Origin of the sequence: Aeromonas sp. YN13HZO-058, assembly GCF_001921245.1 — a bacterium.
GTDB lineage: Bacteria > Pseudomonadota > Gammaproteobacteria > Enterobacterales > Aeromonadaceae > Aeromonas > Aeromonas allosaccharophila.
In genome coordinates this window covers 104,608-119,837 of sequence record NZ_MQSY01000062.1, presented here as the reverse complement: position 1 = coordinate 119,837, position 15,230 = coordinate 104,608, and the positions used below count along the sequence as shown (strand labels likewise).

Sequence of the window (15,230 nt, the reverse complement as noted above, 5' to 3'; positions counted from 1 at the left end):
GCAGATCTGTGGGTCATTTTGTTGGATCAGTGCATCGCCTTGGCGCGGGCCACCACGTTGGCCGGCATCCGGTTGCCAAGACGGTTGAGCAGACTCGCCGCCTTCTGGTGCAGCGCCTTGTCACCGATGACAGCGCCATGGAGCCAACGGTAGGCATCCTCATAATCGAGCGGACTGCCCATCCCCTGCAGCAGCATCTCGACCCACTCGATGCGGGCCCGCAGAAAACCGAGGCTGGCCGCCTCGCGCATCAGGGTCTCGGCTCGCACCAGATCCTTCTGCACCAGGGTTCCCTTCCAGTAGTAGCGGCCCAGTTGCTCCAGCGCGGGCGCCAACCCCTGATTGGCCGCCTCCCACATATATTGCACTCCGAGTTCTGCATTGGGCTTGGTACAGACGCCCCACGCCAGCATATCCCCCCAGAGGTACTGATAGGCCGGGATCTTCATCACCGAGGCGCGCGCTTCGATATCCTGAGTCAGCTGACAGCGATCCTGCTTCACCTGAGTGAGATGGCGCCCCTGCTCAATCCAGTTGAGCAGCTCGTCCTGACGATAGAGCGGCACCGCCTGCAACTCGCCAGCAGCCAGTGGCGCGGGAGGTGCAACCGCAGCAGCGGGTTCCACCGGTTGTGGCAGCGGTGCGGCACCCTCGCCACTGCTGGCGACCGGTGTGACCGGCTCGGCCGGGAGCAAGACGGGGGCAGCCTCAGAGGGAGCGGGAGTGGGAGTGGCCGTAGCGGCAGAGACAGGCGCCGTTGCCACCGCAGCACTGCTTGCGGTCGGCATCGAGGCACTGACCGCTGGCGCATCGCTCGATACGGCAGCCGATACCGCCTCGGCACCATAGAGGGGCGCGCTAAATGCACCGACAAGAACGAGAAGGGTAAGGGGTTTCATCATAAGGATCTCCTGCTGCACTCTGTTATCGGCACCAACCCCCATCCCCTTAGCCTGCCGGGCGGATCTCATCAAGACAAAAGGGAGCCGAAGCTCCCTTGTTGGCACGGTTGACCCGCTTACTTGACGAAATCGACACCCAGCTGGATATCGGCTTTCAGGGTAGCCAGCATGCCTTCCATCGCTTCTTGCTCGAACGCGCTCAGCTTGCCGTAATCCAGTACGGTTTCGACGCCGTTCTTGCCCAGCAGTACCGGCTGCGCGAAGAAGGTGGCGTGCTCGCCGTTGCCTTCCACGTAGGCGCACTCAACAACGTTGGCTTCACCCTGCAGACCCTTGATGAGGGAGAGACCGAAACGGCAAGCCGCCTGACCCATGGAGAGGGTCGCAGAACCGCCACCGGCTTTGGCTTCCACCACTTCGGTACCGGCATTCTGGATGCGCTTGGTCATGGCAGCCACTTCTTCAGCAGTGAAGGAGGCGCCTTCAATCTGGGAGAGCAGCGGCAGAATGGTGACGCCACTGTGACCACCGATCACGTTGACGCGTACCTTGTCGATGTTCAGCCCTTTGGCGGCGGCCACGAAGGTCTCGGCGCGGATCACGTCCAGGGTGGTAACGCCGAACAGGCGACGCTTGTCATAGACACCGGCTTTCTTCAGCACTTCGGCGGCGATGGCCACAGTGGTGTTGACCGGGTTGGTGATGATGCCGATCAGTGCTTTCGGGCAAGTGGCCGCGCACTTCTCGACCAGATTCTTGACGATACCGGCGTTGATGTTGAACAGGTCGGAGCGATCCATCCCCGGCTTGCGTGCCACACCGGCGGAGATCAGCACCACATCGGCCCCAACCAGCGCAGGAGTCGGATCTTCACCGCAGAAGCCCTTGATGGCGACGTCGGTAGGAATATGACTGAGGTCAACGGCCACACCCGGGGTGACCGGGGCGATGTCATACAGGCTCAGCTCGGAGCCAGCCGGCAGACGGTTTTTCAACAGCAGAGCGAGGGCTTGACCGATGCCACCAGCGGCACCCAGAACGGCAACTTTCATGATCAACTCCATGTTTAAGCGTAGGTTTAAGGTTGTTTCTTGTTGTGCGCCCAACCTTAATGGATCCCCCCATAAAAAACAATCTGATAACAGTTGCAGTCACGGGTTCTGTGAGCCAAGAAACACGCGGGAGTAAAAATTGGAGGGAAATACAAAAAGTTGGAGGAGAAGCACAGTTTTTCTGCACTTCTCCTTACCATAAAGAGGTAGTTATGAAGGTTTCAGGATTGAAATGCCAACGCCCGTTTTTCACACCAGCGAAAACCAATTGTTAACAATCCGTTCATCGCCAGATAAAGCCCGCCAGCCACCCCGAACACCGCCAGGGTATCGTAGGTCTGGGCATTCAACCCCTGCGCCAGCCCCATGATGTCCATGATGGTGATGGTACTGGCGAGAGAACTCCCCTTGAGCACCAGGATCACCTCGTTGGAGTAGGCTGGCACCAGATGGCGGGCCGCGTGGCGCACCTTCATCCAGAGAGTCTGGCCGGAGGAGAAACCGAGCGCCCGGCACGCTTCCACCTCACCGGCCGGGATGGCATCGAGCGCCCCCTTGAACAACCGGGTGGAGTAGGCTGCCGTGTTGAGACCCAACGCCAGCACGGCGCAGAACCAGGGCTGCTTGAGCAGCGGCCAGAGCGGGCTGGCTTTCAGCCACTCGAACTGCCCCGGCCCGTAGTAAATCAGAAAAATCTGAATAAGCAGCGGCGTACCGGTAAAGAGCAGCACCCACAGTTGCACCAGCTGGGTCGCCACCGTCAGGCGCAGCTCCAGCACCCAGGTCATCAGGGCCGCCAGAGCTATCCCCAACAGCAGACTGAACAGGGTCAGTTCCAGCGTGGTGACCAGACCGCCCAGCAACGTAACGAGATACTCTTGCATCGGTTAGCCTCCGTAGCGGCGGGTGTAGCGAGCAGCGAGCCCGAGGCCGTATTCACTCACCAGACCGATAGCCAGATAGATAAGAGCGGCGGCAGCATACCAGGTGAACGGCTCATAGGTACTGGCCGAGGCCATCTGCGCCTGACGCATCATCTCATTGACCCCGATCAGCGACACCAGCGCGGTGTCTTTCAGCAGCACCAGCCACTGGTTGCCGAGGCCCGGCAGGGCGTGACGCCACGCCTGCGGCAGCACGATGCGAAAGAAGATGTGGCCCTTGCCAAGACCGAGCGCCATCGCCGCCAACCGTTGCCCGGCAGGCACCGCATTGAGCGCCGCCCGCAGGGTCTGGGTGGCATAGCTGGCAAACAGCAGGGAGAGCGCCAGCACGCCGCAGGCGAACGGGCTGAACTCCACATACTCGCCGGTGATGAGGAACAGCACCTGGGTCGAGCCGAAGTAGATGAACAGCACCACCAGCAACTCGGGCAGGCCACGGATCAGCGTGGTCAGGGTGGCCACCGGCCACACCAGCGCACGCTGCTTGCTGAGCTCGGCGGCACTGAACGCCAGTGCCAATATCATGCCCCCGACCAGTGATGCCAAGGCCAGCCCGAGGGTCATCCAGGCTGCATCCAACAACAGGCTCAACATGGCTTACTGCGCGAAGTATTTGTCGAAGATTTTCTGATAGGTGCCGTTGGCCTTGATCTCGGCCAGCCCCTTGTTCAGCTGAGTCAGCAGCTCCTGATTGCCCTTGGCAACCGCGATGCCAAAACCGGTACCGAAGTACTTGGCATCGGTCACCGGCGTACCCACCACCGCATACTCCTTGTGTTGCTTGAGCCAGTCGGCAGCAACGGCGGTATCGGCAAACACACCGTCGGTACGGCCATTCATCATGTCGAGGAAGGCGCTCTGGTAGCTGGCATAAGGCACGGTCAGCAGACCCTTGCTCACCCAGTTATCCACCAGATAGGACTGGTGAGAGGTGCCGTTCTGCACACCGACAGTCTTGTCGACCATCTCTTCCGGCCCCTTGAAGGCATCTTTCTTGGCGACGAATACCGCCGAATTTTCGTAGTAGATGTCGGAGAAATCGACCTGCGCGGAGCGCTCTGGGGTCACATCCATGGCGGCGATGGCGGCATCGTAGCGACGGAATTTCAGGCTGGGGATCAGGCTGTCAAAGGCCTGGTTGTGGAAGCTGCACTCCAGCTTGGCTTGCTCGCAGATGGCGCGGGCCAGATCGATGTCAAAACCCTGAAACTCGTTCTTGTCATCCAGGTATTCGAACGGCGCGTAGGTGGCCTCGGTGGCGAACTTGATCTCTTTGGCCATGACGGAGGTACTCAACAGACCCATGGCAGCAACCAACAACAGACTCTTTTTCATGACAGCTTCCTTATCGATTCAATATCAATGCATCAAGAATTCGGCAAACCGGATGGTTTGCGGGGATTGGAAAATGGCGGCGGTGCCGGATTCGATGATCCGCCCCTTCTCCAGATAAATCACCTGACTGGCCACCTTGCGGGCAAAGTCGACCTCGTGGGTCACTACCACCTGGGTAATGCCGGTCTGGCTCAGATTGCGGATGATCTCGGCCACCTCTTTGGTGATCTCGGGATCCAACGCGGCGGTCGGCTCGTCAAACAGCAGCACTTCCGGGTCCATCATCAGGGTACGGGCAATGGCCACCCGCTGCTGTTGGCCGCCAGAGAGACGGGCAGGCCAGGCATCGCGCTTGTCGGCCAGTTGCAGCTGGGCCAGCAGATAAGCCCCCTTCTCGATGGCGGCCTCCTTGCTCATGCCGAGCACCTTGACCGGCGCTTCAATCAGATTTTCCATCACAGTGAGATGTGGCCAGAGATTGTACTGCTGGAACACCATGCCCACCTTGCGACGCAGCAGTTGGGACTGGCGGTTGAATTCGGCAGCAGAGAGGGCGCTCGGGAAATAAAATTCACTTTCGCCAATCCGCAGAACACCCGCATCCGGGGTATCCAGCAGGTTCATCATCCGTAGCAGGGAACTCTTGCCAGCACCGCTCGGGCCCAGCAATACCAAGGTCTCACCGGGGGATGTCCGAAAGCTGACCTGTTGCAGAACCGGCACCTTGTGCCAGGATTTCTCGATACCTATTAATTCAATACCCATACAGCCCAATTGAATAAGTTTTCAAAATTTCATCCCGATTCTATCCCTAATAGAGGTTGATGCAAGCCATTTTTGAATCAATATGCAGAACAAGCGCCGCTTCCTTGCAAAAAACGGCATATGAATGCAAAATGGCCTCGCTGTTCGTATCTGCCGCCTGTGTCACACAGGCCGCCACACCTCCTCATTCGTGAGACCAAGATGAAACACAACGACAAGCAAGAAAAACTGGCCAAGGCCTTTAAAGCCTTGCTGAAAGAAGAGCGCTTTGGCTCCCAGGCAGAAATCGTCACCGCCCTGCAAGAGCTGGGCTTCGAGAACATCAACCAGTCCAAGGTATCGCGCATGCTGAGCCGCTTCGGCGCCGTTCGCACTCGCAATGCCAAGATGGAGATGGTCTACTGCCTGCCGGTGGAACTGGGCGTCCCCACCACCTCCAGCCCGCTCAAGAATCTGGTACTGGACGTCGACCACAACGGCGCACTGGTGGTGATCCACACCAGCCCGGGCGCAGCCCAGCTGATCGCCCGCCTGCTCGACTCTCTCGGTAAGGCAGAGGGGATCCTCGGCACCATCGCCGGTGATGACACCATCTTCATCACCCCGACCAGCGACACCGATATCGAAGAGCTCTACCTCTCCGCCCTCGAGCTGTTCGAACAGACCCCGTAATGGCCGCCACCGCCTCATAGCGGTCACACCAGAACGAAAAATCCCGGCCAAGGCCGGGATTTTTGTTTTCTGAGTCTTCGTCAGGCGGGCTTATTTACCCTGCGCCATCAGAAACCCCTCCGATGGGGCGAAGAAAGCCGCGCCGGTCACTGCCTTGGTGAAGCGCAGCAGGTGGTCGAAGTGGCTGCCCTCCCCCTTGTACATGCTGGCCAGCATGGCGTTGAAGTGCTGCGGTGTGCGGCAGCAGGAGATGAAGTAGAGTCCCTGCTCACGCATGGTGCCCCAGGGCATACTCTGGCGCAGGATCTCCATGGACTCCCCTTTCGGCGTCTTGAGGTTGACCCGCTTGATGTGGGCGGTCAGCGGCTTGGCGGCAGACTCATACTCGATGTTGTCGGGCTTGGTGCGACCGATAATGTCTTCCTGCTCTTTTTGCGCCAGCTTCTCCCAGTCGCTCATGGCGTGGACCCAGCGCTGAACGTGGATGTAGGAGCCACCGGCAAACTCGCCCTCGGCCAGCAGCGCCACTTCGGCGCGGTGCTCATCCTGCGGGTTCTCGGTGCCATCGACGAAACCGGTCAGGTCGCGGCAATCCAGATTGCGGAAACCGCGAACCTCTTCGGCCAACTCGACCACTCCGGCCAGCAGCGCCATCACGCGGTGACCGGCATGGTGCAGCACATCCACCCGATCGGCACGCAGCTGCACGAAGAGATCAAACGGGGTGTTGGGGGCTTCCTGACCATTGGCGGATTGCGCCATAAAGCCGCGGAACTGGGGCGGACGGGCGGCAGGGTAGAGACCATCCCAGGCGTCGGCGCCGACGGCAACCAGCCCGCTGAAACCGGCCTCGGGGAAATCGGCGGCCACCGCCTGCCACAGAGCGGGCAGTTTGGCCAGACGGCCGACCAGTTCGGCGGCATCGCCGGTGCGATTGAACATCAGATAGAGGGCGTGCAGATTCGGCTCTGCGCAGATCCCGGCTTGGGCTTTCATATATCTCTCCCCTGAGTAGGCGTTAGCGTTACGGGCTATTAGCGTTGCGCGATTATAAACCAGAGTTGTTCCAGTTCTTTGATTTCACGACGATATCACGCGTTCAGGGCAAAGGGTCAAACAACACCAGCCCATGGGGGGCGACCTTGATCCGTGCCCGCATCCCTTCAAGGGGCTCGCCAATGCTCGCCTCCAGCTTCAGATCGCCACACTCGAACAGCACCCGGCAGTGATGGCCGAGGAACTGCTGCTCCACCACCTTGAGCTCGCCCTCTGCGGCGCTCTCCAGCAGCAGCTGCTGGGGGCGGAGCATCAGTTGCAACTGCTCGCCCACCACCCGGCCATGGGGCTCGCTGCCACAGATGACCCCGAGCGCCGTCTGCACGCAGTGGCTGTCCACCACCTCGGCGGCCAGATAGTTGACCCCGCCGAGAAACTCCGCCACGAAGCGGTTTTGCGGGCGGCGATAGAGCTGCTCCGGTTGGCCCACCTGCTCGATATGGCCGGCGCGAAACAGCGCCAGCCGATCGGCGAAGGCGAACGCCTCCTCCTTGCTGTGGCTGACGAAGATGGCGCCGATCCCCTGCTGCTTGAGCAGGGCGCGGATCTCGAGGATCAGCTTCATCCGCACCTGGGTATCGATGTTGGAGAAGGGTTCATCCAGCAGCATCAGCCGCGGCTTGCACACCAGCGCCCGGGCGATAGCCACCCGCTGCTGCTGGCCGCCGGAGAGCTGGTGCGGATAACGATCCCCGAGCCCCTGCAGATTGACCAACGCCAGCGCCTCGTCCACTTGCTGCTGGCGGGCCCGGCGATCGAGCCGGGTCAGACCGAAGCCGACGTTGTCGGCCACCGTCAGGTGGGGGAAGAGGGCGTAATCCTGAAAGATCATCCCGATATTGCGCGCCTCGGGCGGTACGCTGGCACCCGGCCCGTCGAGCAGAGTATCGCCGAGGCGAATCGTGCCCTCTGCCAGCGGCAGTAGCCCGGCGATGGCCTTGAGCAGCGTGGTTTTGCCGCAGCCGCTCGCCCCCAACAAACAGACGATCTCGTTGTCTGCCACCGTCAGGGAGAGCTGCTCCAGCACATTGCGACCGTTGTAACGGCAACTGACATTTTCAACCTGCAAACAGGACAAGGCTGACTTCCTCTCGTTTCTGGCGGTGCGCACCCTTTCGGATCAGCACACCGCATGCAATTTCATTGGCCGACGTGGCGACTCAGTGGCCCGGACTGTCCAGAGTGCGGTTGACCCAAATCAGCGGCAACAGCCCTACCAGCACGATGACGATGGCGCCGAGTGCGCCGCGCTCCAGCATCTCGTCCGAGACGAACTGGTAGACGTGGGTCGCCAGGGTATCGAAGTTGAACGGCCGCAGCAGCAGGGCGGCGGGCAGCTCCTTCATGGATTCGATGAATACCAGCATGGCACCGGCAAACAGGCCGCGACGCACCAGCGGCAGGTGCACCCGACGCAGCATGGCGCCATCCCCCTGCCCCAGGGAGCGGGCCGCCATGTCGAGACTGGGGGAGATCTTGCCCATGCTGCTCTCCACCGAACCGATGGCGATGGCCACGAAGCGCACCAGATAGCCGAACACGATGGCGGTGATGGTGCCGGTCAGCAACAAGCCCGGGCCCTGACGCCCGAGCCACTCGGCCAGATCGTTGATGGCAAAATCGAGGGCGGTGAGCGGCACCAGCACGCCGATGGCGAGCACGGTGCCCGGCATGGCATAACCCATGGCGGCAATGCGCAAGGGCAGCAGGCTCTTGATTCCGCCATCGAGGCGGCGGAAGAAGCCGAGCAGCAGGGCAATCCCCATGGCCAGCAGGGCGGTCAGCGCCGAGATAAGCAGGCTGTTACCCGCAAAGCGAACAAACTCCGGCGTCCACGACAACTCGAAGTAGCGCACCCCGTAGTCCAGCAGGATGACAAACGGCAGGGCGAAACCGGCCAGCACCAGCCCCCAGCACCAGAGACCCGCCAGCCAACGGCTCATCCCCTTGAGTGGATAGCGCAGCGGCTGCTCATGGCCCATCGACTTCTGGAACACCTGCTGTCGACTGCGAGAGCGGCGCTCCAGCGCGATCAAGAGCACCACCGCCAGCAGCATCAGGCAGGAGAGTTTCGCCGCAGTGGCCAGACTGCCATAGCCGAGCCAGGTGTCGTAGACCGCTGTGGTCAGGGTGTTGATGGCAAAAAAGTGGACGGTGGCAAAGTCGGCCAGCGTCTCCATGGCCACCAGCGATACCGCCACCATGATGGCGGGGCGCGCCAGCGGCAGACTGAGACGACGAAAGCTCTGCCACGGCGTACAGCCGAGCAGGCGGCTGGAGTGAATGAGGCTGACTGACTGCTCGAGAAAGGAGGCGCGGGTCAGCAGATAGACATAGGGAAACAGCACCAGCGCCAGCACCCAGGCGGCGCCGCCGAGGGAGCGAATGGCAGGAAACCAGTAATCGGCCGGACCATTCCAGCCAAAGAGTGCTCGCAACCCGGCTTGTAGCGGGCCCGAGTAGTCGAGCAGATCGGTATAGACGTAGGCGACGATATATGAGGGCATCGCCATCGGCAGCATCAGCGCCCACTGCAGGGCGCGCCGCCCCGGCACCTGACACATGGCCACCAGCCAGGCGGTTGGCACGCCAAACAGCAGGCTGAGCAGCACCACTCCGGCCACCAAGCCCAGAGTATTGGCCAGATAGTCCAGCAGCACGGTATCGGCGAGGTGGCGAAAGAGATCTCCCTCAGCCGAGAAGGCTGAGAAAAGCAGGGCAATAACCGGTAAACCCAGCAGCAGGGCGATGGCCCAACTGCCGGTCATCCATCCAAAATTTTTCATGAGACCACAGAGGTTGATGGGGCCGTTGGCCCCATCTGATTACAAGTCGAACTTCACTTCATCCAGCAACTGCAAGGCGTCCTTGCGGTGCTTGGCGTAATCGCTGACCGGTAGCGCGTCAGACTTGAAACGGCCCCAGGACTTGACCATGGCGGAAGGCTCGACCCCGGCCTTGACCGGATACTCGGCATTCACGTCCGCATACATGTGCTGGGCGGTGTCACCTGCCAGAAACTCCATCAGCTTCTGAGCCTCGGCCTTGTTCTTGGCATACTTGGTCATGGCCACGCCACTCACGTTGACGTGGGCACCGCGGTCAGCCTGATTCGGGAAGTTGATATAGACCGCATCCGCCCAGGACTTCTGCGCCGGATCCTTCAACATGGCGCCCAGATAGTAGCTGTTGCCGAGTGACACGTCGCAGATACCATCCTTGATCGCCTTGACCTGATCCCGGTCGTTGCCCTGCGGCTTGCGCGCCAGGTTGGCCTTGACCCCTTCCAGCCAGGTTTTGGTCTCGGCCATGCCGTGATGGGCAATCATCGAGGAGACCAGCGCCACATTGTACTCATGCTTGCCGCTGCGGGTGCAGATTTTCCCTTTGAATTCCGGCTTGGCCAGATCTTCGTAGCTGATGGTGTCGAGCTTGCCGAGACGATCCTTGCTGGAGTAAATGGCGCGCACCCGGGTGGTCAGGGCGAACCAGCGATTCTCCGGATCACGATAGATGGCGGGGATGTTCTCCTGCAGGATCTTGCTATCCACCGGCTGCACCAGCCCCTTGTCCACCAGATCGGTCAGACGGCTGATATCGACGGTCAGCATCAGGTCGGCCGGAGAGAGCTTGCCTTCCCGCTCCAGACGCTCGTTCAACCCCTCTTTGGCGAACACCACGTTCACCTTGATGCCCGATTCCTTCTCGAACTGCTGGATGATGGGCTTGATCAGCTCATCCTGCCGGTTGGAGTAGACATTCACTTCCCCGGCCGCCAATGCCGACTGAGCTGCCAACGCAGAGAAAGCCAGTGCCAACATCTTCATTTTCATCATCCATTCCTTGATTAGCTATACAGAGTGATAACGATTGCCGTTTGCATTCTGCATACATCTTATGAGCGGATCAAGAACGCTCGCCATCGTACTTCACATATTTAATCGCCAATAAAATTAAAGAGGCCGGATGGAATCCCATCCGGCCTCTTCTGACCAAAATACTCTGTTAATCAGGCTTCAATAAGCGCTCACCCCATCGGATTCCCCCGAGGTCGGGAGGTCAGCAGATCTGCACGTCACGAATGCAATTCATCACAGCGCCTCGTCGTCACTCTCGCCGGTGCGGATGCGCACCGCCTGCAGCAAGTCGTAGACAAAAATCTTGCCGTCGCCGATCTTGCCGGTATAGGCCGCCTTGCAGATCGCCTCGATCACCCCTTCCACGTTATCATCAGCGGTGGCAATCTCCAGCTTCACCTTGGGCAGGAAGTCGACCTGATACTCGGCTCCCCGGTATAATTCGGTGTGTCCCTTCTGGCGGCCAAATCCCTTGACCTCGGACACGGTCAGCCCTTCCACCCCCAGGTTGGCAATAGCCTCGCGGACATCGTCCAACTTGAACGGTTTGATAATCGCACTAATCAGCTTCATCTGGTTGCTCCCAATCCATGGTGTGTCATGAATCGGGTTTCAATTCTTATGCCAAGTATTTTTATTGTTTTATTTCATATAGATAGAGTTTAATGCCTGCGCCATTCGCCAGGCACATCCCCATAACCGCCCAGCGCGCCCCATAATGAGGCACCATGCTGCAGCGGCCAGCGGGTATGCACCAAACAAGAGCAAAACAGCATGTTAGTTATCTCCAACAGCGTCACGATTCCCTGGCATGAGCTGCAATTCCAGACCATGCGGGCACAGGGCAACGGCGGACAACACGTCAACAAGACCGACTCCGCCGTCTGGTTGCGCTTCGATTACCGCAGCTCTCCCAGCCTGACGCCACTATACAAAGAAGGTCTCGACAAGCTGAGCGACAGCCGGGTACACGATGGCTTTATCATGATCCGGGTCGAGAGCCATCGCAGCCAGGACATGAACCGCAAGGAGGCGATGAGCCGTCTGGTGGAGTTGCTGAAGAAAGCAGCCTGGCGCCCCAAGGCCCGCCATGCCACCAAACCGACCCGCAGCTCCCAACGCAAACGGGTCGATGCCAAAAAGCGCAAGGGAGATATCAAATCCGCCCGCGGCAAGCCGGTTCTGGACTGAGCCTCCAGCCTACAAAGGATGTCAGCCGATGAGATACAGTTTTTGCGACAGCGCCCGAGGCCCCCTGCTGGTCGCCATCGATCAGGATGGCCTGCACCATGTCGAGTTCATGCTCGGGGAGCGGCCCGTCATGCCGCAAGCTGACTGGCAAAAGGATGACAAGGCGCTGGCGCCCTACCTTGCCCAGTTCAGCGCCTATTTCGCCGGAAAGTTGCAGCAGTTCGACCTGCCTATGGCCGCTCGGGGCACCCCGTTCCAGCAAACGGTGTGGCGCGCTTTGTGCGATATCCCCTATGGCGAGACCGTCAGCTACCTCGAGATAGCCCAATCCATCGGCAATCCCAAGGCGGTGCGAGCGGTGGGCGCCGCCAACGGCCGCAATCCGCTCAGCATCATAGTGCCCTGCCATCGGGTGATCGGACGCAGCGGCGATCTGACCGGCTATGCTGGCGGCATTCCCATCAAGCGCTGGTTGCTGGCTCTGGAACAGACCGGCGCGGCATTCGAGCTGGCACCGTAAACCTGTGTGTTGTTCATGCTCCAGTTGCACATCCTCTGGCCGCAGAAATGAAAAGGCTTTCAGCCAGTGGTCGGTGTTTACTGACAAGATGAACAGAAAATGAAGAATCGCCTCAGAACACCTTCAGATTGAGCTTGGCATGATGGCTTCATACTTGAATGGCACGGCTCATTCGCTGATTCAAGTAGCACCCATGTGACGCTTCCAATCTGTCTTTTTCCCCGCGCCTCCTCTGAGGCGCTTTTTTTGTGCCAACGCAACAGGCCATCCCTCTGACTGAGTGACCTGAGCATCGCACGCTCTGCACCTCCACAAAGACAAGAGGCGAAGGATCCCCTTCGCCTCTGGCGTTATAGCTGGCTACTCGTTCTGGGGCAGGAACTGCAGTTCCGGCGCCGAGGAGGTCAGCACATCGGCGCAATAATCCCAGGTCGAGATGCGATAGTGCTGCAGATCTTCGTCCAGATGCAGGCCGTCCGACTCCTGATGAAACCAGCTGGCAAAACGGGATGGGGTGATGAGCTGGATCTGCTCTTCAATGGCGTGGCTATCCTTCCCCTCGGCCAGATCGCAATCCTCGATCACCCGCAGGGCATAGATGTGGCGAAAATAGACCCGGCAGAGGATTTGCGGGGGCAGATCGATGCTGCGTGCCCGCCCCAGCATGATGGTCAGGGAGTCACTCCAGAGATCCTGATGCAACTCGGCCACAACCAGACCGGGCGGTAGCTGGCGGGACGGAGCCCAAGGTACGGCAAGCTGCCGAATGGCATTTTTCTGTTCCATATTCACCTCGCGACAACTCACTCCCTGTCTTGAGTCTATCTGAACCACATAGGCCCGGCGAAGGCAATCGATGGACAATAAAAACGGCAATAAAAAAGCCGACGTATCAAACGTCGGCGAATAAAAAGTGCTTACAACAGAGGATTCACATATTCAGACCCGCGGGTCGAAAGATTGGTTCCCTCTTTTTGTAATTAATTTTCGGCGCGTTTAAACATCAGGGTATTGGCATCCGACTCTTCCGGCACGAAGTAGTAACCCTCGGCGTTGAAACCGGTCAGCTGCTCCACCTCGGTCAGACGGTGCTTGATGATGTGGCGGGCCATCATGCCGCGCGCCTTCTTGGCGTAAAAGCTGATGATCTTGAACTGGCCGTTCTTCTCATCCTTGAACACCGGGGTGACAATCCGTCCTTTCAGACTCTTGGGCCGTACCGACTTGAAATACTCGTCGGAGGCCAGATTGATCAGCACCTCATCACCCTGCGCGGCCAGCGCCTCATTGAGATGCAGAGTGATCACCTCCCCCCAGAACTGGTAGAGATCCTTACCGCGGCTATTGTCGAGCCTGGTCCCCATCTCCAGCCGGTAGGGCATCATCAGATCGAGGGGGCGCAGCACGCCGTAGAGGCCGGAGAGCATCCGCAGGTGCGCCTGAGCGAAGTCAAAATCGGCCTCGCTGAAATCCTCCACTGCCAATCCGGTGTAGACATCTCCCTTGAAGGCCAGCAGCGCCTGACGGGCATTGGCAGGGGTAAAATCTGGCTGCCACTCGGCAAACCTGGCGGCGTTGAGGCCCGCCAGCTTGTCGCTGATCTTCATCAGGCTGGCAATCTGAGCCGGGCTCAGTTGGCGGGCCCGGCTAATCAGCTCGGCGGAGTGATCCAGCAGATCGGGTTGGGTGAAACGGGAGGTCACCAGCGGTGACTCGTAATCCAGCGTCTTGGCCGGGGAAACCACAATCAGCATAACGTTCCTTTATGGCGAGGGGCCGAACAGCAGATCGGCCCCATGATTCATTCATCCAGCGTCACATTCTCCAGCGTACCGGAGCCAAGCGTATCCTGACCAGAGAGCTTGATTTGCAGACGCAAATCATTAGCCGAGTCGGCGTGAGCGAGGGCCTCACTGTAGCCAATCTGGCCGGCACAGAACAGGCTGAATAGCGCCTGATCGAAGGTCTGCATGCCCAGCTCGGTGGATTTGGTCATCACCTCCTTGAGGCGGTGCATCTCACCCTTGCGGATGATGTCAGTGATGAGCGGGGTATTGAGCAGCACCTCGAACGCGGCAAAACGCCGCTTGCCATCCATGCTTGGCACCAGTTGCTGGGCAACGATGGCTTTCAGGTTGAAGGAGAGATCGAACAGGAACTGGCGATGTTTGTCTTGCGGCACCAGATGGAGGATGCGATCAAGCGCCTGGTTGGCGTTGTTGGCATGCAGAGTGGCGAGGCAAAGGTGGCCGGTCTCGGCGAACTGCAGAGCAAACTCCATGGTCTCCTGACTGCGGATCTCGCCGATCAGGATCACGTCCGGCGCCTGACGCAGCGAGCTCTTCAGCGCCACATCGAACGACTCGGTATCGATCCCCACTTCACGCTGGGTCACCAGACTGCGGCCATGCTGATGGACGAACTCCACCGGGTCTTCCACCGTCAGAATGTGGCCATCGGCATGCTGGTTGCGATAGCCAATCATCGCCGCCTGAGTAGTGGACTTACCCGCCCCGGTGGCCCCGACAAACAGCACCAACCCCCGCTTGGCCATGGCGACCTCCTGCAGGATGTTGGGCAGTTGCAGATCTTCAAAGGTGGGGATACGGGTCTCAATGCGACGTATCACCATGCCGGGCAGCTCCTGCTGCCAGAAGGCGCTGACCCGAAAACGGCCAAGCGCCTCGCGATAGATGGCGTAGTTGGCCTCCTTGGTGCGGATATAGCGCTCGAAGTGATCGCTGCTGAGGGTATCCCTGACCAGCGTCAGCGCCCCCTTCTTGTCGAGCGCCTCGCCCCCCAGCGACACCAGATGGCCATTGACCTTGAGAGTGGGCGGCGAGCCCACCGTCACAAACAGATCCGAGCCTTTTCGTTCGACCAGTTCGCTCAGCAATTCATCCAGATTCATCATTTATCCCTCCCTGGGTTCGACG

Annotated in this window: 17 protein-coding genes; 3 read left to right on the top strand and 14 right to left on the bottom strand. The window is 59.6% G+C overall.

Features of this window, described 5'->3' with window-relative positions; genetic code table 11:
- Positions 1–26: 26 nt before the first annotated feature.
- From BSP75_RS16435 to BSP75_RS16410, 6 genes are all read right to left on the bottom strand, one after another.
- Positions 27–638 carry a sel1 repeat family protein gene (locus BSP75_RS16435; RefSeq protein WP_111806246.1) on the bottom strand — a complete coding sequence of 204 codons (612 nt, stop codon included), beginning with the start codon at positions 636–638 and terminating at the stop codon, positions 27–29.
- 380 nt (positions 639–1,018) lie between these two features.
- Complete coding sequence (mdh, locus tag BSP75_RS16430; protein WP_005340384.1) at positions 1,019–1,954, bottom strand: malate dehydrogenase; 936 nt, start codon at positions 1,952–1,954, stop codon at positions 1,019–1,021.
- A 221-nt stretch (positions 1,955–2,175) separates the two neighbouring features.
- Positions 2,176–2,838, bottom strand: a complete 663-nt coding sequence (gene artM / locus BSP75_RS16425; protein WP_075113911.1) for an arginine ABC transporter permease ArtM — start codon at positions 2,836–2,838, stop codon at positions 2,176–2,178.
- A gap of 3 nt (positions 2,839–2,841) precedes the next feature.
- Positions 2,842–3,492, bottom strand: coding sequence for an arginine ABC transporter permease ArtQ (artQ, locus tag BSP75_RS16420; protein WP_075113910.1), 651 nt, complete (start codon positions 3,490–3,492; stop codon positions 2,842–2,844).
- 3 nt (positions 3,493–3,495) lie between these two features.
- Positions 3,496–4,233: a transporter substrate-binding domain-containing protein gene (locus tag BSP75_RS16415; RefSeq protein ID WP_042024243.1), complete on the bottom strand. Its 738-nt coding sequence runs from the start codon at positions 4,231–4,233 to the stop codon at positions 3,496–3,498.
- 24 nt (positions 4,234–4,257) lie between these two features.
- Complete coding sequence (locus BSP75_RS16410; RefSeq protein ID WP_075113909.1) at positions 4,258–4,998, bottom strand: ATP-binding cassette domain-containing protein; 741 nt, start codon at positions 4,996–4,998, stop codon at positions 4,258–4,260.
- A gap of 201 nt (positions 4,999–5,199) precedes the next feature.
- On the opposite strand from BSP75_RS16410, the gene argR reads away from it, so the two are divergent.
- Entirely contained in the window at positions 5,200–5,670 is a 471-nt protein-coding gene (gene argR, locus BSP75_RS16405) for a transcriptional regulator ArgR (protein WP_005340378.1), read from the top strand.
- Between the two features lie 90 nt (positions 5,671–5,760).
- Here argR and BSP75_RS16400 read toward each other — a convergent pair whose 3' ends face one another.
- The 5 genes from BSP75_RS16400 to glnK form a co-directional block, all read right to left on the bottom strand.
- Positions 5,761–6,666 (bottom strand): Dyp-type peroxidase, encoded by a 906-nt coding sequence (locus tag BSP75_RS16400; RefSeq protein WP_075113908.1) that lies wholly within the window; start codon positions 6,664–6,666, stop codon positions 5,761–5,763.
- Positions 6,667–6,769: 103 nt separating this feature from the next.
- Positions 6,770–7,804, bottom strand: coding sequence for an ABC transporter ATP-binding protein (locus tag BSP75_RS16395; protein WP_075113907.1), 1,035 nt, complete (start codon positions 7,802–7,804; stop codon positions 6,770–6,772).
- Positions 7,805–7,886: 82 nt separating this feature from the next.
- Positions 7,887–9,512 (bottom strand): iron ABC transporter permease, encoded by a 1,626-nt coding sequence (locus tag BSP75_RS16390; protein ID WP_075113906.1) that lies wholly within the window; start codon positions 9,510–9,512, stop codon positions 7,887–7,889.
- A 39-nt stretch (positions 9,513–9,551) separates the two neighbouring features.
- Complete coding sequence (locus tag BSP75_RS16385; protein ID WP_148140744.1) at positions 9,552–10,559, bottom strand: Fe(3+) ABC transporter substrate-binding protein; 1,008 nt, start codon at positions 10,557–10,559, stop codon at positions 9,552–9,554.
- A gap of 258 nt (positions 10,560–10,817) precedes the next feature.
- Positions 10,818–11,156, bottom strand: a complete 339-nt coding sequence (gene glnK / locus BSP75_RS16380) for a P-II family nitrogen regulator (RefSeq protein ID WP_005341406.1) — start codon at positions 11,154–11,156, stop codon at positions 10,818–10,820.
- Between the two features lie 201 nt (positions 11,157–11,357).
- On the opposite strand from glnK, the gene arfB reads away from it, so the two are divergent.
- Positions 11,358–11,774 (top strand): alternative ribosome rescue aminoacyl-tRNA hydrolase ArfB, encoded by a 417-nt coding sequence (arfB, locus tag BSP75_RS16375; RefSeq protein ID WP_075113904.1) that lies wholly within the window; start codon positions 11,358–11,360, stop codon positions 11,772–11,774.
- A gap of 28 nt (positions 11,775–11,802) precedes the next feature.
- Complete coding sequence (locus BSP75_RS16370) at positions 11,803–12,294, top strand: methylated-DNA--[protein]-cysteine S-methyltransferase (protein WP_075113903.1); 492 nt, start codon at positions 11,803–11,805, stop codon at positions 12,292–12,294.
- Between the two features lie 360 nt (positions 12,295–12,654).
- Here the strand turns inward: BSP75_RS16370 and BSP75_RS16365 are convergent, their stop codons facing one another.
- The 3 genes from BSP75_RS16365 to tapU all read right to left on the bottom strand — a co-directional run bounded on the left by BSP75_RS16365 (position 12,655) and on the right by tapU (position 15,205).
- A complete protein-coding gene (locus BSP75_RS16365) occupies positions 12,655–13,080 on the bottom strand; it encodes a hypothetical protein (RefSeq protein ID WP_075113902.1) in 426 nt (141 codons plus the stop codon).
- Positions 13,081–13,274: 194 nt separating this feature from the next.
- Positions 13,275–14,048 (bottom strand): peroxide stress protein YaaA, encoded by a 774-nt coding sequence (gene yaaA, locus BSP75_RS16360; protein WP_075113901.1) that lies wholly within the window; start codon positions 14,046–14,048, stop codon positions 13,275–13,277.
- 47 nt (positions 14,049–14,095) lie between these two features.
- Positions 14,096–15,205, bottom strand: a complete 1,110-nt coding sequence (gene tapU / locus BSP75_RS16355) for a type IVa pilus ATPase TapU (protein ID WP_075113979.1) — start codon at positions 15,203–15,205, stop codon at positions 14,096–14,098.
- Positions 15,206–15,230: the final 25 nt, after the last annotated feature.

Bases quoted from the DNA above. Each gene is read 5' to 3' on its own strand.
- mdh (WP_005340384.1), bottom strand. From the start codon at position 1,954: ATGAAAGTTGCCGTTCTGGGTGCCGCTGGTGGCATCGGTCAAGCCCTC.
- artM (WP_075113911.1), bottom strand. From the start codon at position 2,838: ATGCAAGAGTATCTCGTTACGTTGCTGGGCGGTCTGGTCACCACGCTG.
- artQ (WP_075113910.1), bottom strand. From the start codon at position 3,492: ATGTTGAGCCTGTTGTTGGATGCAGCCTGGATGACCCTCGGGCTGGCC.
- BSP75_RS16415 (WP_042024243.1), bottom strand. From the start codon at position 4,233: ATGAAAAAGAGTCTGTTGTTGGTTGCTGCCATGGGTCTGTTGAGTACC.
- BSP75_RS16410 (WP_075113909.1), bottom strand. From the start codon at position 4,998: ATGGGTATTGAATTAATAGGTATCGAGAAATCCTGGCACAAGGTGCCG.
- argR (WP_005340378.1), top strand. From the start codon at position 5,200: ATGAAACACAACGACAAGCAAGAAAAACTGGCCAAGGCCTTTAAAGCC.
- BSP75_RS16400 (WP_075113908.1), bottom strand. From the start codon at position 6,666: ATGAAAGCCCAAGCCGGGATCTGCGCAGAGCCGAATCTGCACGCCCTC.
- BSP75_RS16390 (WP_075113906.1), bottom strand. From the start codon at position 9,512: ATGAAAAATTTTGGATGGATGACCGGCAGTTGGGCCATCGCCCTGCTG.
- BSP75_RS16385 (WP_148140744.1), bottom strand. From the start codon at position 10,559: ATGAAAATGAAGATGTTGGCACTGGCTTTCTCTGCGTTGGCAGCTCAG.
- glnK (WP_005341406.1), bottom strand. From the start codon at position 11,156: ATGAAGCTGATTAGTGCGATTATCAAACCGTTCAAGTTGGACGATGTC.
- arfB (WP_075113904.1), top strand. From the start codon at position 11,358: ATGTTAGTTATCTCCAACAGCGTCACGATTCCCTGGCATGAGCTGCAA.
- BSP75_RS16370 (WP_075113903.1), top strand. From the start codon at position 11,803: ATGAGATACAGTTTTTGCGACAGCGCCCGAGGCCCCCTGCTGGTCGCC.
- BSP75_RS16365 (WP_075113902.1), bottom strand. From the start codon at position 13,080: ATGGAACAGAAAAATGCCATTCGGCAGCTTGCCGTACCTTGGGCTCCG.
- yaaA (WP_075113901.1), bottom strand. From the start codon at position 14,048: ATGCTGATTGTGGTTTCCCCGGCCAAGACGCTGGATTACGAGTCACCG.
- tapU (WP_075113979.1), bottom strand. From the start codon at position 15,205: ATGAATCTGGATGAATTGCTGAGCGAACTGGTCGAACGAAAAGGCTCG.